Below are 19,126 nucleotides of genomic sequence, written 5' to 3'. Positions count from 1 at the left end.
CGTACTAAATGTCTACTACTAAATCCCACGGGTATAGGGGCTGGAACAATCAACACAGACTTTTTTGCCGTTTTCCAGTCGAATCATATGTTCGGCAGTTTTTTCGCCGCATTCTTCACAGATAACACTCTGAAAGATTCGGGCCCGTTCCGGTAATTCATAACTTGGAGTCTTAAAGTCAAAAATTTTGCTGGCATCCGGTTCATTTAAAATATATGCTTCCATTTCATCCCGTTCCATTCCTGGTAAGTCTTTTAAAACCAGTCTAATTTTCTCACCGGTGTTTCGATTAAAGAACGAAAAAGCCTGTTTCCCGCGATTTCGAAAAATCAGGTTTCCTTTACCAGCACTGCATCCTAAGATAACCTGTACCCCATCAACACCACAGGCATCGTTTTCAGTGATACAGACTACATCCTCGTCTTCTGAAAAAGAAATATTCAGTGCTTTGATCGCTTCCTGTGATGCTCTAACCCCAATGGCTAATCCGGGACAATGATGTCCGTGAAACTCTACCGATTTTTCCCATAATTTCTGATTCATTTTGTTTTTCTCCTTAAGTTTTCAAAAAATAAAAGACTCACAAAAGTGAGTCTTCAGACGCATCGTTATAAATTCTATAAACAATTTTGGTATATCGTATATCCTGGATCAACGCACTTTTCTTAAATGCCGTTCTGCTTCAGCAGAATATGAACTCCTTGTATATACAAGCATTATTCTAACATAGTAATATCCAGTAGTCAATACTAATTTCACTACTGGATATTATTTTTTATTTTTAACTTTGATCGTTATAAACTGTTTTATTCCACCTGGCTAAGAATTTTTTATTTATTCGCCGCACTCATCATGATGTTGATGTTCATGACAAACAGATCCGGTTGAAACGAGTTCGCCCAACAGATAGCTATTGACTAAATCTTCGGCTTTTCCTTGAGCACCAGTAATTACTTCAATATTTTTTTCGTTGAAAATATCAACAGCGCCGCCGCCCATGCCGCCGGAAATAATTACATTGACACCCTGATCATTCAAAAACACTGGTAAAAATCCAGGTTTGTGGCCAGGATTTGGAACCGCTTCACTTTTCACAACTTTTCCGTCCACGGTATCATAAATCATAAAATTTTCACAATGCCCAAAATGACCTGAAACCATCCCGTTATCGCTTGCTACTGCTATTTTCATTTGCTGTTCTCCATTATCTTTTAAATTTTCTTCTATATTTTGTTCTAACATATCGGCTATATGATCCAGCCAGGTATTATCAAACAATTCAATCAGCCCTTTGTCGCATGCGCCTGCAAGGGAAGAATCAATGGGCATTTTTGCGACAACATCAATGCCATGCTGTTTTGCCACTTCTTCAATACGGCTTTCACCAAATAAAAAATGTTTCTTATTGCAATCCGGACATTGGAAGTAAGACATGTTTTCAACCAGTCCAAGCACGGGAATATTCATCATTTTTGCCATATTTACGGCTTTGGCAACAATCATTGAGACCAGTTCCTGTGGAGAAGTAACAATGATGATGCCATCCACCGGCAGGGATTGAAATACGGTTAAAGGCACATCACCCGTTCCCGGTGGCATATCCACAAACATATAATCCACATCGCCCCAGATCACATCGGTCCAGAACTGTTTAACAGTGTTGGCTATAATTGGCCCTCTCCAAACCACTGGATCGGTATCATTTTCCAGCAATAAATTAATGGACATAATTTCAATCCCGGTTTTACTTGAAATTGGGAATAAACCTAATTCACTTGGCATCGCCTTTTGATTGAGACCAAAAGCTTTTGGAATTGAAGGTCCGGTAATATCCGCATCAAGAATGGCGGTGTTGAAGCCTCTTCTTTTCATGGTAACGGCCATCAAAGACGTAACCATTGATTTTCCAACCCCGCCTTTTCCACTGACAACACCAATCACCTTTTTTATTCTACTTAATTCATGGGGTTGTTCTGAAAAATCTACTTTTCGGTCTTCACACTCTTCACCACAAGTGCCACAAGATTGATTACACTCTTCACTCATACAAATTCTCCTCTTTTGTTTGATTTTTTGTCATTTATCACGAACCATCTTCAAATTTCTCAGTAATTGAGAAAGACTGAAAATCGTTAGAGATTCAATTCCTTCATGGTTTTGTTAAAAACTTCCTGGGCTGCACACCCGGCATCACAATAAATATCGACGATCGTCATCCCGTCGTTAATAGCCTTTACCGCATTTTCATCATAGGGAATATTTCCCATGTACGGAATGTTATTCTGTTTGCAGTAGTCCATAATATTACGGGTTTTTTCCAGATTTGAATCAAATTTATTGACACAAACAGCTATCTTTGTATGAAAAGTTTCTGCTGTCCTGGCAATTCGTTCCAGATCACTGATTCCCGAAACCGACGGTTCGGCAACAATTAAGACCATATCCACTCCCGTGATGGAAGCAATAACCGGACAACCAATTCCCGGGGAACCGTCAATAATGGCAATTTCCGCACCCTTATTAACCGACCGCATTTCTTTTTTCACTTCAGTAACCAGCAACCCGGATGTGCCGCTGCCCATTTTTAGCTGGGCCGTGGAAAACACCGCATCCTTATTATCATAAAGCATTAACTCCCCGGCAATATGAGGTTTCATGCTGATCGCCCGAACCGGGCAGACAAACTCACAAACGCCACAGCCTTCACAGGCAAATGGATCAATCTGATAAATCCCATCCTTGATAAATACTGCATCAAATCGGCAATGCTCCCGACATCGGTCACATTTTGCACAAAGCAGCGGGTTAATCTCTGATTTGGGCATCCCGTAAAAATCTTTCTTTTGCGGTTCAACCGGCTGTTCCAGAACCAGATGTAAGTTAGGTGCATCCACATCGCAATCGGCATAAGCTTTCGCCTGAGATAGTTTAATAAACGCACTGGCAAGGGTTGTTTTCCCGGTTCCGCCTTTGCCGCTAAGAATGAGTAACTGTTTCATGTTCTGCCTCCTTAACGACTATTTGTAACAATGATGAAAATAATCCATGATATGTCGTGTTTCTTCTTACGGCGATTTCACCATTGGAGTTAAGCTTTCCCAACTCATTGTCATAGGGAATCTTGCTTAGTACCTTAATCTGATTCTCTTCACAGAAGTTTTCAATTAAACGATTATTCTCTAAAGATTTATTGATGACCACCCCACGAGGTTTTTCAAACAAACTAACCAGTTCATAAACCATTTTGAGGTTGTGCAACCCAAAAATTGTGGGCTCTGCGACTAAAACACAATAATCCGCATCACGAATGCTTTCCATTACAATACATGCGCTTCCTGGTGGACAGTCAATCCAGGTCATCTTTTCTTCTAATGATATTTTGTTCAGCATTTCTTTGATAATAGGTATTCCCGATGCTTCACCCGGATTTAATATTCCGGAAATCACTTTGACCTCTTCGGAAATACCTGTTTTTATTTCTCCAATAACCTTGTCCTTTTCGGTCAAAGCGTTGTTAGGACAAAGCATGATACAACCCCCGCATGAGTGACAAATATCATTAAAAACAATTAACTTGTTAAGAATGGAAGCGAGAGCATTGAATTTGCAAAAGTCGACACATTTCCGGCAACCCAGACAAAGATCTTCATCGACGACCGGAATCTTAATACTTACCTTTTCATTTTTTATCCCCAATGGTTTAAAAAACAAATGTCCGTTTGGTTCTTCCACATCGCAATCGACATAGACAGAATTCTTAGCAACAGCCGCCAAATTGACGGATACCAAGGTTTTACCGGTTCCGCCTTTTCCGCTGAGTACTGCTATTTTCACTTGGCATTCAACCTACTTTCTATTGCTTTCAAAGATGCTTCCACCGAGGTTACATCCCCCAATATAGCGAGACAAGTAATGTGTTGTGGGCATACGCCCGAAATTTCACTGACGACAACATCGGATGTTTTTTCGGCGATATCACTGGCAATCAACATGCTGATTACATCTCCCTGACATAATCCAACAGCTGTGAATTCGTTCTGCATGATTCTTTCAATTATTTTTCGGTCACCGATTTTTCGGGAAATAATACCGAGTGTGCCTTGAGATACGCCATTAATCAATTCAATTTTCATTGTCAGTTTCCTCCCACGCCATGGAACCCTGCATGAAAACTCTCAAGCTTGTTCAGTTTATTATTTAAATAAGCATCAATATTTTCCGAAATTGAGCCATTCTTACTTTTATAGATTTGCAATTGGGACACGTTAAACACCTCTGCGGCATTCTCTCCACATCGGGGTGTGATCAGAACATCGGCATGTTGATCCACTACAATTTGCGCCGCCTTGATTCCCGCTCCGCCCGGACTTTTGGCCGCTTCATTTTTGATAAAATCTCCCATTTTGGTTAATGTTTCATAAATATAAAAATATGGGGCCCGTCCAAACGACATACACACTTCACTGTTCAAAATCTTTTCATCTGCTGGTATTGCAATTTTCATTGACTTCTCCTTATTATTTCTTATTTTATGATCTAAAATCATTGATTTTCTTTGAATCTTCCTTTACGACATCTGCCACAACCGATTGTTTCTTGACCTTCTTCACATAATCTGTAATTGCCGCCTTCAATTTTCAAGACAAATCCATTGACCAATGCATCGGCCAATTTTTTCCGGGCATCATTATAAATCCGCTGAATCGTTGTCCGGGCCACATTCATGCTTTCTGCGCACTCTTCCTGGAGCATTCCTTCCAGGTCAATCAAACGGATTGTTTCATATTCTTCAACAGACATGGTGATAATTCCATCATCCAGATTTTTTGCATTAAGCGGTCCAAATAAATTCGTTTCCGGCAGACAACAGACTTTTTTCCATTTTACAGGTCTTGGCATATGTATTACTCCTTTTGTTATTGACATATGTCTTTAACATCTTTATTATACCCCTTTAAAAACATATGTCAATTATTATTTTATTTTTTATCCGACTGATCTGTATTTATATTGCTATTTATTAAGGAACTTTTTTTCTTCGTTTATGTATTTCTCCATGATTTCCGCAGCTATTCCAACCAATAATTCACATGGGCGACTCGCATAATAAGCTTCTGTCCGCAGTTCAGGAATTGGACTGTCTTTGCCTTTTTCAAGTCCTAAAAGTTCTCGACAGATAATTGTGTGGTTTTTATCTTCAAATTCCTTTGCCAGTAATTGAACCCGCTGATAATGCACAGTTTTCGCCATCTGATCTTTTGGTTCGGTGTAGCCGTAAAGGAGTCCTGCCACCATAAACATCCCGGTGACTGCCCCGCAAACCTCCCGAAGCCTTCCCATTCCGGCACCGAAAGACGAACTTAATTTGGCCGCTGTTTCAAAGTCCATCCCACATTCATCGCAAAATGCCAGGTAAACTGACTGTGCGCAGTTATAACCTTGCCTGAATAGTTCGCTGGCAATTTCTGAGTGTTTTTTTTCCTGTTCACAATGAAAGTCTTTTGCTATATTTTGACGTATCATCTGTATTTTTCAATCCCTTCCTTAAAAATTGATTAAAAAAAACTGATTCCTCGGAACTGCAGAAATCAGCTTTAATTTATTTTCAACCATTGTGAGGATTAATGACTACATCCATGCTCATGTTCATGGCAGACATCTCCTGAATCAGTTACTGAACCAGCCAACCAGCTTAAGGCAACTTCTTTAACGTCACCAGAACACCCTCGCAGCACATCGATGCCTGATCGTCTCAGAACATTCACAGCGCCATCGCCCATATTGCCGGCTATCATAAGATTGACACCCATTGACGCAAGTACTCCGGCAATGTTAGATTTGCATCCACATCCTGCTGGTGACGCGACAACTTCTTCAGCCAATATTTCTTTATTGCTGTCATCAATAGTAAAAATAGTATAATATTCACAATGTCCAAAATGCTCATCGATCAAATTCTGACGAGTCGGTAATGCGATTTTCATAAATTCCTCCAGAAAAGTTTAAATTCATAATTGCACATGTTTATTGACATATGCCTGTAATAACTAATTATACTGCATTAGCAGCATATGTCAATAATAAGTTTTCTGGCTAACTTTCATTTCAGGAACTTTTAATTTCTTTCAATTTTTACCCCAATATCAATGGGTTTAGCGCTGTATAAACTTGTTGTAATAATCCCATTTACATTTGTTTTGGCGTATTCTGAAATATTTGTCTCATTGATTCCACCGGCCGCCAATAAAACACAGGATGAAAACTCATTTTTTAAGTATTCCACTGCTTTGGTCAGGTCTTCGACACTCATTTTATCAAACTGAATACCATCTACTCCGGCCCGGCAAAGACTGATGGCCTGTTCCAGTGTGGCTGCTTCAACGATGATTTTCTTTTCACAGCATTCTGCCTTTATTTCTGGAAGTTGATTCAGCAATCCCTCAAATCCGCCAATAAAATTCATATGCTGTTTAAAAATAAGAATGGTTTCCGACAAACCTAGCCGATGAGGCATGGCTCCTCCTGCCATAATGGCTTTGGTGGCCAGGGTTTTGGTTCCGGGAAAGCCCTTCCGGGTTGTCAGAACAGCCATATTCGGGTTATGAAACTTAACAGCATCAACCATTTTTCTAGTTTTTGTCGCAATTCCCGAACAGTTATCCAGAATATTCTGTCCCACTTTCCAGGCTATATGCAAATCCTCAGCCCGACCAATTCCTGTAATGAGCTCAGAACCAGCGGTGATCTTCCGACCAGATGGCACCATATGATCCATCTCAATATGCAAACGATCAAAGATAGCTTTGACTTCCTCAGTTCCGCAAACAACAGCATCTTCTCTTGTAAAATAGGTGATCCGGCCCTCCTGTTCTCTGATCCCCAGCGTCCAGCTGGTTAAGTCAATATAAGGAACGTCCTCGTTAATTAACCGGTCGATTTCATCAACTGATATAAATGCCATATTCCTTCCCCCATGTTTAATTAATTATTTTAAATGATTTCTCTTCTATTTTTTTAACGCATTGATGACACATAATGCCATTAACCTGCAAAACAAGCTCTTTCATACAGTGATCTCTTTTTCTCATGATGACCCAGCAAAAACTGGTTGATTTCCTGATCCTGGCAGTCTTCAAATAAATCTGCGCTTTTTCGAATCCCTTTTAATTCACCCTTTACCATAATACCAATTCGATCGGCCATTATCTGGGCCTCATTAAAATCGTGAGTGACAAACAAAATGGTACATCCAAATATTTTATGGATTTCCTTAATCTGCTGATACATCATTTCTTTGGTGGCCGGGTCCAAGGATGAAAAGGGTTCATCCATCAGCAACAATTTCGGATTAAGAATCAGTGCCCGGGCAAGCGCTGTTCTTTGACGCTCACCCCCACTTAAGGTTCCCGGATACTGATTCAAAATACGTCCAATTGACAAAATTTCGGCCATCTTATCAGCCATTTCTTTTTTATAGGCTTTGTCTTTTCTTTGAATTTTCAATCCGTAAGTAATGTTCTCATATACGGTCATATGATGAAACAAACCAAAATCCTGATAGACAAAGCCAATCTGCCGTTTTTCCAGCGGAATTTCAATCACTGGTTTTCCCTGAATGCTCACATCACCGGAAAATTTTCGGTAAAATCCCGCCACGGATTCCAGCAACACAGTTTTGCCGGATCCTGTTCTTCCCAGGACCGCAAAAATTTCTTTTTCACTGATGCTTAAATTGATATTGTTCAATTGAAAGGATCCTAATTGAATGGAATAATTTTTGATTTCAACCATTGTATTTGTTATCATCGGTTTACATCCTTCATCCTGCTCTCCTGGGGATTTTTCCTACCAATCCAATTAGTCAGAAAAAGAGAGATCAGTGAAATAATCAAAATAATTGTTGCCGATGCCATCGAAGCACCGGTATCCCCGGTTGCCAGATTTAAATAAACGGAAGTGGTCAGGGTTTCTGTTTTCATCCGGGTGGCACCAACCAGCATCAGTGTCGCGCCAAATTCGCCGAGACCTCTGGACCAGGCAAGAATTATCGTTGTGATAATGGCATTTTTGGACAGTGGCAAGGTGATGGTAATAAAGCGTTCCCACTTCGTTGCTCCCAGACTGCCGGAAATAAATTCCAACCGCTCGTCAACTTCCTCAAATGCCGTCCGGATAAATCGGATCACATAGGGTAGATTAACAACCGTCTGGGCAATGATGATGCCATTCTTATCAAACACAACCTTAAATCCCAATTCTTTCATGGCTTTTCCAAAATCCGACGAAAAAATAATCAATAAACTCAAACCCAAAACCAGATAGGGCATCGATAATGGCAGCTCAATAATCATCTGGCACATTTTTTTAAAGGGAAACGATGTCCGCGTCAATGCATATGCCGTCGGAATCGCCAGAGTCATACAAATGATTGTGGAAATACTTGCAGTGTATAGGCTCAGCTTAACAGCAAACCGCACTTCTTCTGAGTAAAAGGCCTGACCCAGATAAGGAAGCCCTTTTAACACGATTGCTAATATCAATACTGCAGTGAAGCTAACGACGATGATCGCAATGATAATCGTGAAGATTTCAAAAAAACTGAATATCGAAAATCGTTCTCTCATCAGATCGTTTAGTTGATTACTTCATATCCATATTTTTCCCAGATCGTTTTAGCTGAATCTGAATCTAAAAATGTCATGAACGCATCCAATGCTTCGGTATTTTTACTGCTGCTTAGTATCGCTGCTGGTACTTTTTTTACATAGGCATCGAGGTCAGTTGTCTTGACAATTTCAGTGGTCGAACCGGTCACATTTTCTTTCCAGACAATGATCGCGTCGCATTCATCAACCGATAACGCATTAAATATTTCAGGTGCTGTGGCTGCCCGGGCAATGACTTTGACATTACTTAGAATTCCCAGATCAGTGAGCGCTTTATTGGCTATTTTTCCAATTGGGGTGGCCTCGGCATCACCTAATACAACTTCAACCCCTTCCTTAGTCAGATCATTTAAGCCTGCAATCCCCACTGGATTTCCGCTTTTCACCGCTAATACCGGTATATGTTTGACCAGATCTTTGCTTTCGGTAACAACATCTTTAACCGGTGTCAATTCATCAGCAGATCCGGCAATAAATAAATCTCCCTCACCGGTTGTTTTTATCTGATTCTGACTTTGGGCTGAATTGGCATAAACTACTTCCATTTCACAACCAGTTTCTGTTTTAAATTTATCGGCTATTTCACCAAACGGTTTGGTCATACCAGCCCCACAATAAACAAACAAGGTTTGACCAGCGAGACTTTGACCTTCATCGACTTTTTCTTCTGCTTTATCAGTTTTGCTGGTGCAACCCGACACCAAACTGACAATTGTGCCCATTACCACTAATACCACTAACCATTTTTTAAATTTTCTCATCATCCAACCTTTTCCTTTATATTCGTTTTGTTTTGTTATGTTTTAATATGTTTTGAATTATATTATATGTTATAGTCCTGTGTCAAGCATCTAATCCACAAGAAAACGAACTGAAAATTATATTCCGACCAAAAATGGCATGTTAACTCCGTATTTTTACCAATTATATTTGATTGTCCTGCTAAAACAATAATAACTCACTTGATTCGTGTCGATTTTTAGACTATAATAAATGAAAAGTAAGCATTTACAAAAGGAACGCGGTGAAAACCCGTGACAGTTTCTTTGCTACTGTAAGGAGAATATGGACGCAATCAGTCATTGGATTAAACCGAGAAGGCTGGATGCAGAAGGTCCCTCCAAGTCAGGATATTTTTGTAAACGCATTATCTGTTTGAAGCTTCAAAGAAGGCTGCAAAATGTGAGCATAAAACGAAATGACGCACTGCCAATCCAGCGGGATCACAAGCGTCATGGAAACAACACAGTATTTGTAAACCTTTTTTTGAAAAGGTTTTTTTATTTTTTTGTTAAAATAGAAAACCAACAATCATGAAAAGAGGAAAAAATGAAAGACGTCGTTATCAAAAATATCCCTATCAGTTCGGATGTTGAAAATTTGCTGGGAAAAAAGCCGGTTGAGACGGATTCCCCTACCTATTATGAATACATCGATACTAAAGATGCTTTGAACAACTGGTTTAAACCCCTAGCGATTCTAAAAGAGTGTCCAGTAGAAATAACAAACAGCCATGCGATTCTGATCGGTGGTCATGTTTATAAAAGCAAAATGCTGAAGCACCTCTTCTCAGGCAATCAGAAAGTATTTCTTTATTTGCTGACCATTGGCGAAATGCCGACAGATCTCACCCTGGGCGAAAAATATTTGGCCAATTCGCTTAAAATGCCAGTGATCGTTACGGCAATGCAGCGTCTTAAAAAAATGGTTCAGCAGGAATATGACTTAGAAAAAATCGGGATGGTCAATCCCGGACTGATCCCAGACTGGTCGATTGAAGCCAATCAAATCATCTTCGATACCTTCGGCAACAGCCCCAAAAGCATTGGCATGGAAATAACCAAGCACAGCACCATGCGACCGCTTTACAGTTCTTCCGGCATTCTTTTTGAGGATTTATTAGACTACTGTGAATGTCAAACCTGTCCCATTGACGCCTGTATCGGCCGCGAAGCCCGTTTTGTCCAATCAGCCTGAACAGGAGGACTATTGATAGCTAATAATAAAAACCGCATCGCTCTGATCGGACGGATTGGCAGTGGTAAAACCACCCTACTCCAACGGCTGACCAATGAATTGATTAATTATGGCAAAACCCAACAGGTCAGTTATTCTGATCATTTTATTGATACCCCCGGTGAATTTGTTGAATTGCCATGTTTTCGTCCCCAGGCCATCAATGTGACCTGCGATTCAGGGCTGATTATTCTGATTAATTCCAGCACGGATCACCAAAACTCGGTGCCCCCAAATTTTGTCTGTACCTACAACATCCCGGTGATTGGGATCATTACCAAAATCGATCACAAGCACTGCGACCTGAAACGCAGTCAGCGCTACCTGACCTATGCCGGGATCCGCCCCGATAAAATTCATCCTGTCAGTGCGATTACCGGGGAAGGGATCCTTGAACTGAAAAAAACTATTCAAGAATATATCGCTTTTGAAGTCTGAGATGAAGAACCTTAATCCGTTTAAAAATAAATGCGGCTCTTTTACAGCGTTCAACTACTCTTTCTGGCAATCTCAAAGGCGGTTTTTTTCAGCACGCAATCTAAAGACCGATCTTCGCCATCATTATCATTGATCAGCAGCCGGGAGGGACAGCCCCCAGGACAGACTGCATAAAAGTCACAAATTTTGCAGATTTCCGGTTCCGCTCTCCCAATAGCTACGTTTTTTAAAGGTGGTTTTTTCACATTCCCCATATAATATGCCGGCTCATCAATCAACGATCCACAGGGATAAACATCGCCATTAGGCAAGACCACATAGGATCGGCCACAAGAAGCATAACAATACGCTTTGCTGCAGGGAGACATTTTTAACCGTTGTCTGGCTTCATGGATCTCCCGGATGACGATCTTTTTATCAGTCAATTCATATAGTTCCCTAGCTGTTTCGACCATGCCTTTTAGCGCCTTTTGCAATTGCTCCGGGCTGGCTTTTTGGATTGTATCTGTGTTATCTCTGGCCCGTCCGGCCTCCCGGAGCAGATCAAGGCCAATCCCACCCACATTTCCCAGATAATAGGCAAAATTGACCAGCTTGGGCAACTGCATCACGCTGTGACTGGTCACTACACTGTTCAAGTTAATTTTAATCCCCTCGTCAGCCAGATATTGAATTCCGGCGATGACTTCCCGGGTTTTTCCCCGGGTAAACTCATTCACTTCCGGGGGGCCATCCAGGCTGACCCCTAAGGCAATTTTCATTTTTTTCAGGCCAACCGCAATTTCCGGGGTAATGCAGGTGCCATTGGTCTGCATCTGAAAGCTGGCATCATATCCCTTCGCTTTGACATAATCAGCAACCCGACAGATCAGTGGATAGTTAAGCAGCGGCTCTCCTCCGGCGAATTGAATTTTCATGGTATGATCTGAAAACAGATCCAAAGTCTGAGCCGCCGTCTCAAAATCCATATCCGCTTTTAAATGGGTTGAACCGGCATAGCAGTATTTGCAGGCCAGATTACAGCGGCCGGTAGTCCAGAGTACAATCAACACTTTTTCTTTCGCCATCGTTAATAATTCTTTTCCCTTATTAGTCTGATTCATGCCCATACTACCTTTTATTCCACATTCTTACATAACCGTATGCTGATGATAAATATCACGATCAAATAAAGCATTAACACCGCTGCATGCAGCATCATATTTCCGGGTGTTTCCCCCGTTGTCCGCAATGCAATATTAGTATGGGTCAGGGGTAATAAATAAATAAACCATCGTAAAATTTCCGGCATCTTGTCAATCGGGAAAAAGGTTCCACATAAAAAAGACATCGGGGTAATCACAAAACTCATAAATTTGGACATGTCGGCATGAGAATTAATCAGTAACCCAATTAAAAACCCCAGCGCCGAAAAGACAAAACAGTTTAACAACGCAATAAAAATAAAATATGGCGTAATCACCAGATCCGAGGTAAAAATCGACACGATCACGGTAATCAAGATTCCGGAATAAATACCATAAAAGGCGCCGGCAATTATTTTTCCCAATGCGTAAATTGTCATATTAATCGGTGAAATCACATAATATTCAAATGTCTTATAAAAGATGCGCGAGATATTAATTGAATTAGCGGTATTGTTAAAGCTTGTCATCATTGTATTCATCGCAATAATCCCCGGTATGATATAGGCCATATAGGACACGCCATCGATCTCCATACCGCTTCCAAGCCCCCAGCCAAATGCCACCAGATATAAGATGGGCGAAACTAAAAAGCCAATCGTCGTGGCCCAGAATTTTCGTTTAAAGACAATAAATTCCTGCCATAAAATGCCATATAATCCACTCATTATGCTTCCTCCACCCTTCTGTTCGTAAATTTCAAAAAGACATCTTCCAGATTCGACGGACGAATGCGCACATCACCTTCCAGTTCAGCAGCATAAACATTGGCTTCTTCCCGGGATCTGAAAAATTCTTCCTGGGTTTCTCCGTTTTTAAAATATTCAACTGTCACCTTGCCAACTTCTTCGATCAGGTTCCAGGGGGTATCCAATTTCAGTAGTTTCCCTTTATTTATTAAACCAACCCGGTCACATAAAACTTCTGCTTCTTCAATGTAATGGGTGGTCAACAACACTGTTAAACCATTTGACTTCAATCGTTTTAACAGATCCCACATTTTTCGTCTGGCTGATGCATCCAGCCCGACGGTCGGCTCATCCAGCAACAAAATCTCCGGTTCATGAAGTAGCGCTCTGGCAATCATCAGTTTACGCTTCATCCCGCCTGAATAGGTTTTTGCCAGATCATCCTTACGATCCGTCAAGCCGGTAAATTCAAACAGCTCTTCAATCTTCTTGCGCCGCTTTTCTTTGCTGATTCCATACAAGATGCCATGTACTTCCAGATTTTCCCAGGCCGACGTCTCATTTTCCAGATTATTCTGCTGCGGAACGACCCCAATTTTAGCTTTAATCGCCGTTAAGTTCCGATCGATACTTTCTCCGTCAATCACGATTTCTCCCGACGTTTTTGGCGTAATGGTACTGATCATGCGAATTGTCGTCGTTTTTCCGGCCCCATTGGGCCCCAGCAAACCAAAAAACTCTCCATCTTTGATGGTTAAATCAAGATGATCCACCGCAGTAACATTTTTATACGCTTTGGTTAAATTTTTTATTTCCAGCATTTTTTCCCTTCCTCCTCAATCACTTCAGTCCGAAACATGATTTCTATTCCGGCCACCTTTTGTTTAGATCTTTATTCATATTATGGAATCGATTTTCACTCCCTTTCCTATTCACTGAATCCTTCAATGTCACCCTCAATATCCATATACATGGCGCGAAGCTTTTCCAGGCTTTCTGCTTTGGCGTCCCACATTCCCCGTTGTGCCGCTTCCAGCAGACGCTCGGTCATATTTTGAATGGCCCAGGGATTTACGTCCTTGATCCATTCCCGTCGTGCGTCGTTAAAGAGGAAATTCTCACTGATTTTTTCATACATCCAGTCTTCAACAATATCTGATGTCGCATCCCAGCCAAAAACGAAATCAACCATTCCCGAGATCTCCTGGGCCCCCTTGTAACCATGTTCTTTCAAACCGTCAAACCATTTCGGATTCAAAATCCGGGCGCGCATGATTTTAGCGGTCTGCTCTTTGACGTTATTTAAACCCACCCGCGATGGATCACTGGTGTCCCCACAATAGGAATGCGGCTTTTCACCCGATTCGGTTCGCACCGCGGCAATTAATCCCCCATGATAGTTATAGAAATCATCGCTTTCAAGCATATCAATTTCCATCGATGATTCGTTTTTCACCGTAATCTGCGCCTTGGATAAACGCCTGGCAAAAACTTCGGTCACCCGTTTCCCATGCACATTTTTGCCATAAGCGTGGCCGCCCCAGAAGGTATAAATATTACCCAGCTCGGTATAACTTTGCCAGTTTTTACTGTTGATCAACTGGGTGACACCAGCTCCATAGGTTCCTGGCGGATCACTGAAAATTCGCATTCCCGCCTCTTCCTGAGCCACTTCAAGACTGGTACCATTTTTAATCAGTTCCCGCACTTCATTTTGAAAATTCCGTTTGATAATATTGTCCTGATCCGATTCATCCAGGCACGCAACCATATTGACCGCTGCTTCGACTGATTCAATCAGATTGGGAAAGGTATCCCGGAACAAACCGGAAATCCGCAACGTCACATCAACCCGGGGCCGGCCCAATTCTTCGATCGGAATCACTTCCAGTCCAATCACCTTATCTGAATTTTCAAGCCATTTTGGTTTGACACCCAATAGGTAATAGATTTCGGCAATATCATCGCCAGATGTTTTCATGGTTTCGCCGGCATAAACGACAATGACCATCGTTTCCGGAAATTTGTTTTCATCCTTAACATAGCGGTCAATCATTTTTTGTCCCAATTGCTTCCCAACTTCCCAGGCGGCCCGGGTCGGCACCGCTGAGGGATCAATGGCATAAAAATTCCGACCAGTTGGCAAGATGCTGACCCGTCCCCTGGTCGGTGCGCCTGAACCCCCAGGCGGAACGAATTTTCCATCCACTCCATTCACCAGATATTTCATCTCATCGGTCGTTGCCTCGAGTTTTGGCACAACGGTATTTTTAATGAATTGAAATACCGTCACCAGATCCTCCAAATCAGATGACTCCGCTGTTTCAAAATAATCGCTCGACTTTTCCAAAACAAAGGTCGGTTCCAGCTGATTGCTGAAATAATCCGTCACCAGTTTGTGACTGATCGCTTCAATTTCATTGAATTTCATCAAATTCGTAATTCCCTGCTGATCGACTGCCTGCGGTTCGTTTTTAAGAACCTCATAATCATAACCTTTCGCCCGACAGGTGGCCTGGGTCAAAGAAGGCACCTTCCCATTGGACAAACGCAACAACGCACAAACCAACTGATGACGTTTTTCTTCACTCGGCGCCTTACCAAAGATATGAAGGCCATCTTTAATCAAAGTATTCTTGATCTCTTCAACCCAGCTATGCAACTGTTCAACAAATCCCGAAAAATCTGACTGCATCGCTGCGACCGTCAGATTCAAATCTTTTAAGTAGTCACCCTCCATAACAATTTTTTCAATATTTTCCTGCACAAAACTCATCTTGCCGGCATCGGTACTTCGTGCCCGATAATACTGCTTAATCAGATCATCCAGTTCTTCCATTTCATCATAAGATCCACTTAAGGTCAATGATGGAATTAAATGATCCAGGATCACCGCATAAGAGCGCCTTTTCGCCTGAATCCCTTCGCCTTCAACCGTAATACTGTAGGGATAAAGATGAGGAATATTAGAAATAGCAATATCGGGATAACAGGCCGATGACAAGCCGATTTCTTTTCCCGGCAGCCATTCCAGCGTCCCATGAGTCCCCACATGGACAATCACATCCACCTGAAATCCATACTTAATCCATTTATAAAAGGCAATATACTGATGAGGCGGCACAATATCGGTACTGTGATAGACCTCGTCGGCTTTATCTTCATAACCTCTGGCCGGTTGCAGTCCAATGAAAATATTACCATTAAGAATACCCGGTACTGGCATTCTGCCCTGATGCACCATATTTTCTCCTGGGGGCTCACCCCAGTCACGAATCATTTCCTGACGGCTTTTTTCATCCAGCGGCTCGAACCATTGATCATATTCATTCTTTTCGATGATCGCAATACTTCGCTCAATTGCCTGCTCTGCCGACAACCACCGGGTATCATTGCTGACCCCATTAATAATATTCTGAATGATTTGATCCCCATTTTCAAAATCATAGGCCGTTGTGATACCGTTTTTTTCCAGGGCCTTAACCATATCAAAAACACTTTGGGGCGTATCCAGGCCAAAGGCACAACCAATCATATCATTTCGCGGCGGCATATTATGAAAGAGAATGGCAACTTTTTTGTCTTTATTATCCTTATGTGACAACTTCGCCCAATTAATGGCCAGCTCACACAGGTTTACTACCCGATCCGGAATCGGCTGATTGATTGTTTTTTCACCGATATCATCCCGGATCATTGTAGTATATGCAAAGGTAAAACTGATGATCTGTCCGTCAAACTCCGGATAATAGACGCTTCCGGGAAAAGACATATTATCAATCCCGCGAAGATTCTCCTGCCAGTCTTCATCGCTTTGATAGGTGCTGAGCCCCTTAATCACCGGGACATCGATGCTTTCATAAATACTTTTTTCAACCGTCTGCGAGCCATCTCCCGGATCTGAGAGAATGCTCTGAGAATGACTCATGGTATTGATAATAACATCGACATTCCGCTTGCCATCCGTCGTAAACACATGATCGACAACCCAGTGAAAACCCCGGCAGCCGATGGTCAGATCCGGTGCCGATGCCGAATAGACCGCCAGTGAGTATGCTCCCTGCTTTTCAATTTCCGCAATCAATGCGGCAATATGTTCGAGATTATTTTCTTGCATCAAGCGGCTATAAAGCAGAATGCCAATTACCGGTTTACTGCTGGCTGCAGCCTCCTTCAGCGCTTCTTCAATGCTTAGTTCTTTCCCCGGATAATAAATACCCTCCCACTGGGCATGGGCAGGCGCCAGGTATTCAAGTTTCAAGTATCCATAATATGCACCCAGATATTTTAACAGATTGATCGCATTACCGACGCGATGATCCATGACATAGTGCTGGATCGCTTCATATTCCATCGGTGAAATACCAGATTTTTTTAATGCCAGCCGGTTTTCTTCATCATAACCCGACCAGACGAAAAATCGTTTTTTATTTTCAAACGTCTCCATTATCATCGCATAGGACTTAAATTGAGTCAGGCCACCATGCATAAAAACAAAAACAAAATCAGCTTTTTCCAGCTTTTCCAGCGCCAGAAGCTGTTCATCTGATGAACGATCGATACTTGTGCTGTCCAGAAAATCAACTGAAATATCAGCTGTTTCTTGTTTCAATTGCTGTGCCGCATCCTTAATATGATAGGAGTGATCCATCGGTGAACAAATAAAAACAATTCGATACATTACTCTTCCTCCCGCTCCATTTATAATATCGTTCCCAACAAAATTAGCTTGGGAATCCTTCTTTTTTTATTCAAAGCTTCTGATTCTTTACGACCCCGCAATCGTGCCGATCCCCTCAGCTGCATAACGCCACTTCGTTTTTCTCAGATGCTAACACTTCCAGTTCTACACTGTTGATCATCGTCTGAATATCATCAAAATACCGAACGGAGCCACTCGTTTTTAATGGCCTCCTCCGCAAACTCAAGATCGTTTTGTCGGTATTTTTGGCCAGTTCCAGCAATGTCCGATTACGATTGTTTTCGCCCTCCAATTCAAAGCCGCTATCAATGATCACATCGCATTTAAGCATCGCTTTTCGCGCAGCTTCATAAACGGCATCACCGATCGGTCGAAAACTTTTTTCAAAAATAATTTCGTGTGCCAGACTTTTGGCAACCTGATAATCCACATCATTATGGTACAAAACACCGGTGCAAAAGGAAATCCCTTTTTTGTTCAATGCCCGATAACACGGGGTTCCATATCCATCTCCACCAAAAACAAAAACATTGGGATCAGTATGACATGTCTTAGGCAACTCCACACTTCCCAACAGCATATTGAAACTGCCCTGCTCAATCCCATAGAGATTTCGAATGATCGCATCATCCAGAATATCTTCGGGACAGCCACATCCATAAACCCGATTATCATTAACCAAAATAATGGTATCCGCCAATTTTGCCGCCAAGTCGACTTCATGAAGCGATAATACGACGGTTACATTGTCTTCCACAGCCATTTTTCTCAAAATACCCAACAACTCAATTTTGTGGCGGATATCCAGATAAGAAGTCGGTTCATCTAAAATAATAATTTCAGGTTTCTGGCAAATCGCCCGGGCCAGAAGCACGCGCTGCTTTTGGCCATCGCTGAGCTGCGTAAAATCTTTATCCCGCAGTTCAAGAACCTTTACCGATTTCATCGATTCTTCGATTATCTGCTCATCCCTTTCAGTCAGTTTGCCAAAATGATTGGTATAAGGATAGCGCCCGGTTGCAACGACTTCCTGACAAGTCATCAATTCTGGCGCCACCCGATCGGTCAACACCACCGATATTTTTTTCGCCGTCTCAACGCTGTTTAAATGATTGATGTCTTCTTTTCCGATAAAAACTGTTCCGGCTATTTTTTTCAAATGCTTTGAAATACTCCGTAACACCGTGGATTTTCCTGACCCATTTGGCCCCAGCAAACAAAGAATTTTGCCTTTTTCGACACCTATATTAATATCCTTAATCAATGCTTTTCCGCCATAACCAACCGATAGATTATCTGTTTGAAAATACATAATTATTTAGAACTGATTTTCAGCTCATCCTCCTTCTCCCAAATGATCATTTAGGACTCCTCGCTGCCTGCCACTTCTGGGCGTTATGGATTAATCTCTGAAGTCCCGCCAGCAAATAC

General features: G+C 41.8%; 20 protein-coding genes and 1 riboswitch. Of the genes, 2 read left to right on the top strand and 18 right to left on the bottom strand.

All coding sequences use genetic code 11. The annotated features are described in order from the left end of the window. Nucleotides 1-18 precede the first annotated feature (18 nt). The 13 genes from ACEW8F_RS08770 to modA form a co-directional block, all read right to left on the bottom strand. Nucleotides 19-543, bottom strand: a complete 525-nt coding sequence (locus ACEW8F_RS08770; protein ID WP_373483099.1) for an FmdE family protein — start codon at nt 541-543, stop codon at nt 19-21. 291 nt (nt 544-834) lie between these two features. After that, nucleotides 835-2,046 carry an iron-sulfur cluster carrier protein MrpORP gene (locus ACEW8F_RS08765; protein ID WP_373483098.1) on the bottom strand — a complete coding sequence of 404 codons (1,212 nt, stop codon included), beginning with the start codon at nt 2,044-2,046 and terminating at the stop codon, nt 835-837. Between the two features lie 86 nt (nt 2,047-2,132). Then, nucleotides 2,133-2,999, bottom strand: a complete 867-nt coding sequence (locus tag ACEW8F_RS08760; RefSeq protein ID WP_373483097.1) for an ATP-binding protein — start codon at nt 2,997-2,999, stop codon at nt 2,133-2,135. Beyond that, nucleotides 2,977-3,834 (bottom strand): 4Fe-4S binding protein, encoded by an 858-nt coding sequence (locus ACEW8F_RS08755; protein ID WP_373483096.1) that lies wholly within the window; start codon nt 3,832-3,834, stop codon nt 2,977-2,979. The genes ACEW8F_RS08760 and ACEW8F_RS08755 overlap by 23 nt, the downstream gene beginning before the upstream one ends. Beyond that, nucleotides 3,831-4,133 (bottom strand): BMC domain-containing protein, encoded by a 303-nt coding sequence (locus ACEW8F_RS08750; protein WP_373483095.1) that lies wholly within the window; start codon nt 4,131-4,133, stop codon nt 3,831-3,833. The genes ACEW8F_RS08755 and ACEW8F_RS08750 overlap by 4 nt, the downstream gene beginning before the upstream one ends. 2 nt (nt 4,134-4,135) lie before the next feature. Continuing rightward, entirely contained in the window at nt 4,136-4,504 is a 369-nt protein-coding gene (locus ACEW8F_RS08745) for a NifB/NifX family molybdenum-iron cluster-binding protein (protein ID WP_373483094.1), read from the bottom strand. 38 nt (nt 4,505-4,542) lie between these two features. Continuing rightward, the gene (locus ACEW8F_RS08740; RefSeq protein ID WP_373483093.1) at nt 4,543-4,899 is read right to left on the bottom strand and encodes a DUF134 domain-containing protein; all 357 of its coding nucleotides are present in this window, start codon (nt 4,897-4,899) and stop codon (nt 4,543-4,545) included. A gap of 114 nt (nt 4,900-5,013) precedes the next feature. Further along, the gene (locus ACEW8F_RS08735) at nt 5,014-5,523 is read right to left on the bottom strand and encodes a C-GCAxxG-C-C family protein (protein WP_373483092.1); all 510 of its coding nucleotides are present in this window, start codon (nt 5,521-5,523) and stop codon (nt 5,014-5,016) included. A 98-nt stretch (nt 5,524-5,621) separates the two neighbouring features. Beyond that, nucleotides 5,622-5,984: a NifB/NifX family molybdenum-iron cluster-binding protein gene (locus ACEW8F_RS08730; protein WP_373483091.1), complete on the bottom strand. Its 363-nt coding sequence runs from the start codon at nt 5,982-5,984 to the stop codon at nt 5,622-5,624. A gap of 131 nt (nt 5,985-6,115) precedes the next feature. Further along, nucleotides 6,116-6,961, bottom strand: a complete 846-nt coding sequence (gene modD, locus ACEW8F_RS08725) for a ModD protein (protein ID WP_373483090.1) — start codon at nt 6,959-6,961, stop codon at nt 6,116-6,118. Nucleotides 6,962-7,041: 80 nt separating this feature from the next. After that, complete coding sequence (locus ACEW8F_RS08720; protein WP_373483089.1) at nt 7,042-7,806, bottom strand: ATP-binding cassette domain-containing protein; 765 nt, start codon at nt 7,804-7,806, stop codon at nt 7,042-7,044. Then, nucleotides 7,803-8,624: an ABC transporter permease gene (locus ACEW8F_RS08715; RefSeq protein ID WP_373483088.1), complete on the bottom strand. Its 822-nt coding sequence runs from the start codon at nt 8,622-8,624 to the stop codon at nt 7,803-7,805. The genes ACEW8F_RS08720 and ACEW8F_RS08715 overlap by 4 nt, the downstream gene beginning before the upstream one ends. An 8-nt stretch (nt 8,625-8,632) precedes the next feature. Next, nucleotides 8,633-9,430, bottom strand: coding sequence for a molybdate ABC transporter substrate-binding protein (gene modA / locus ACEW8F_RS08710; protein ID WP_373483087.1), 798 nt, complete (start codon nt 9,428-9,430; stop codon nt 8,633-8,635). 208 nt (nt 9,431-9,638) lie between these two features. Continuing rightward, nucleotides 9,639-9,823: riboswitch (cobalamin riboswitch) on the top strand. A gap of 172 nt (nt 9,824-9,995) precedes the next feature. On the opposite strand from modA, the gene ACEW8F_RS08705 reads away from it, so the two are divergent. Together ACEW8F_RS08705 and ACEW8F_RS08700 are read left to right on the top strand one after the other, a co-directional pair. After that, the gene (locus tag ACEW8F_RS08705; protein WP_373483086.1) at nt 9,996-10,643 is read left to right on the top strand and encodes a hypothetical protein; all 648 of its coding nucleotides are present in this window, start codon (nt 9,996-9,998) and stop codon (nt 10,641-10,643) included. Nucleotides 10,644-10,655: 12 nt separating this feature from the next. Beyond that, nucleotides 10,656-11,120, top strand: coding sequence for a EutP/PduV family microcompartment system protein (locus ACEW8F_RS08700; RefSeq protein WP_373483085.1), 465 nt, complete (start codon nt 10,656-10,658; stop codon nt 11,118-11,120). A gap of 50 nt (nt 11,121-11,170) precedes the next feature. Here the strand turns inward: ACEW8F_RS08700 and ACEW8F_RS08695 are convergent, their stop codons facing one another. The 5 genes from ACEW8F_RS08695 to ACEW8F_RS08675 form a co-directional block, all read right to left on the bottom strand. Beyond that, a complete protein-coding gene (locus tag ACEW8F_RS08695) occupies nt 11,171-12,223 on the bottom strand; it encodes a radical SAM protein (RefSeq protein WP_373483084.1) in 1,053 nt (350 codons plus the stop codon). A gap of 14 nt (nt 12,224-12,237) precedes the next feature. Next, complete coding sequence (locus tag ACEW8F_RS08690; protein WP_373483083.1) at nt 12,238-12,972, bottom strand: ABC transporter permease; 735 nt, start codon at nt 12,970-12,972, stop codon at nt 12,238-12,240. Next, nucleotides 12,972-13,814, bottom strand: coding sequence for an ABC transporter ATP-binding protein (locus tag ACEW8F_RS08685; RefSeq protein ID WP_373483082.1), 843 nt, complete (start codon nt 13,812-13,814; stop codon nt 12,972-12,974). Before ACEW8F_RS08685 ends, ACEW8F_RS08690 begins: the two co-directional genes overlap by 1 nt. A 107-nt stretch (nt 13,815-13,921) precedes the next feature. Beyond that, complete coding sequence (cobN, locus tag ACEW8F_RS08680) at nt 13,922-17,674, bottom strand: cobaltochelatase subunit CobN (RefSeq protein ID WP_373483081.1); 3,753 nt, start codon at nt 17,672-17,674, stop codon at nt 13,922-13,924. A 115-nt stretch (nt 17,675-17,789) separates the two neighbouring features. Beyond that, nucleotides 17,790-19,007 carry an ABC transporter ATP-binding protein gene (locus ACEW8F_RS08675; protein WP_373483080.1) on the bottom strand — a complete coding sequence of 406 codons (1,218 nt, stop codon included), beginning with the start codon at nt 19,005-19,007 and terminating at the stop codon, nt 17,790-17,792. Nucleotides 19,008-19,126 lie beyond the last annotated feature (119 nt).

It is taken from the genome of Acetobacterium sp., assembly GCF_041752335.1.
GTDB lineage: Bacteria > Bacillota > Clostridia > Eubacteriales > Eubacteriaceae > Acetobacterium.
The sequence above is the reverse complement of the archived record's forward strand: the minus strand, read 5'-3'. Positions and strand labels throughout refer to the sequence as shown.

Excerpts from the sequence above, each read along its gene's own strand:
- ACEW8F_RS08720 (WP_373483089.1), bottom strand. The coding sequence starts at position 7,806 with ATGATAACAAATACAATGGTTGAAATCAAAAATTATTCCATTCAATTA.
- ACEW8F_RS08730 (WP_373483091.1), bottom strand. The coding sequence starts at position 5,984 with ATGAAAATCGCATTACCGACTCGTCAGAATTTGATCGATGAGCATTTT.
- ACEW8F_RS08705 (WP_373483086.1), top strand. The coding sequence starts at position 9,996 with ATGAAAGACGTCGTTATCAAAAATATCCCTATCAGTTCGGATGTTGAA.
- ACEW8F_RS08690 (WP_373483083.1), bottom strand. The coding sequence starts at position 12,972 with ATGAGTGGATTATATGGCATTTTATGGCAGGAATTTATTGTCTTTAAA.
- ACEW8F_RS08770 (WP_373483099.1), bottom strand. The coding sequence starts at position 543 with ATGAATCAGAAATTATGGGAAAAATCGGTAGAGTTTCACGGACATCAT.
- ACEW8F_RS08695 (WP_373483084.1), bottom strand. The coding sequence starts at position 12,223 with ATGAATCAGACTAATAAGGGAAAAGAATTATTAACGATGGCGAAAGAA.
- ACEW8F_RS08735 (WP_373483092.1), bottom strand. The coding sequence starts at position 5,523 with ATGATACGTCAAAATATAGCAAAAGACTTTCATTGTGAACAGGAAAAA.
- cobN (WP_373483081.1), bottom strand. The coding sequence starts at position 17,674 with ATGTATCGAATTGTTTTTATTTGTTCACCGATGGATCACTCCTATCAT.
- ACEW8F_RS08675 (WP_373483080.1), bottom strand. The coding sequence starts at position 19,007 with ATGTATTTTCAAACAGATAATCTATCGGTTGGTTATGGCGGAAAAGCA.
- ACEW8F_RS08685 (WP_373483082.1), bottom strand. The coding sequence starts at position 13,814 with ATGCTGGAAATAAAAAATTTAACCAAAGCGTATAAAAATGTTACTGCG.
- ACEW8F_RS08745 (WP_373483094.1), bottom strand. The coding sequence starts at position 4,504 with ATGAAAATTGCAATACCAGCAGATGAAAAGATTTTGAACAGTGAAGTG.
- ACEW8F_RS08750 (WP_373483095.1), bottom strand. The coding sequence starts at position 4,133 with ATGAAAATTGAATTGATTAATGGCGTATCTCAAGGCACACTCGGTATT.
- ACEW8F_RS08740 (WP_373483093.1), bottom strand. The coding sequence starts at position 4,899 with ATGCCAAGACCTGTAAAATGGAAAAAAGTCTGTTGTCTGCCGGAAACG.
- ACEW8F_RS08765 (WP_373483098.1), bottom strand. The coding sequence starts at position 2,046 with ATGAGTGAAGAGTGTAATCAATCTTGTGGCACTTGTGGTGAAGAGTGT.
- ACEW8F_RS08760 (WP_373483097.1), bottom strand. The coding sequence starts at position 2,999 with ATGAAACAGTTACTCATTCTTAGCGGCAAAGGCGGAACCGGGAAAACA.
- modA (WP_373483087.1), bottom strand. The coding sequence starts at position 9,430 with ATGATGAGAAAATTTAAAAAATGGTTAGTGGTATTAGTGGTAATGGGC.
- ACEW8F_RS08715 (WP_373483088.1), bottom strand. The coding sequence starts at position 8,624 with ATGAGAGAACGATTTTCGATATTCAGTTTTTTTGAAATCTTCACGATT.
- modD (WP_373483090.1), bottom strand. The coding sequence starts at position 6,961 with ATGGCATTTATATCAGTTGATGAAATCGACCGGTTAATTAACGAGGAC.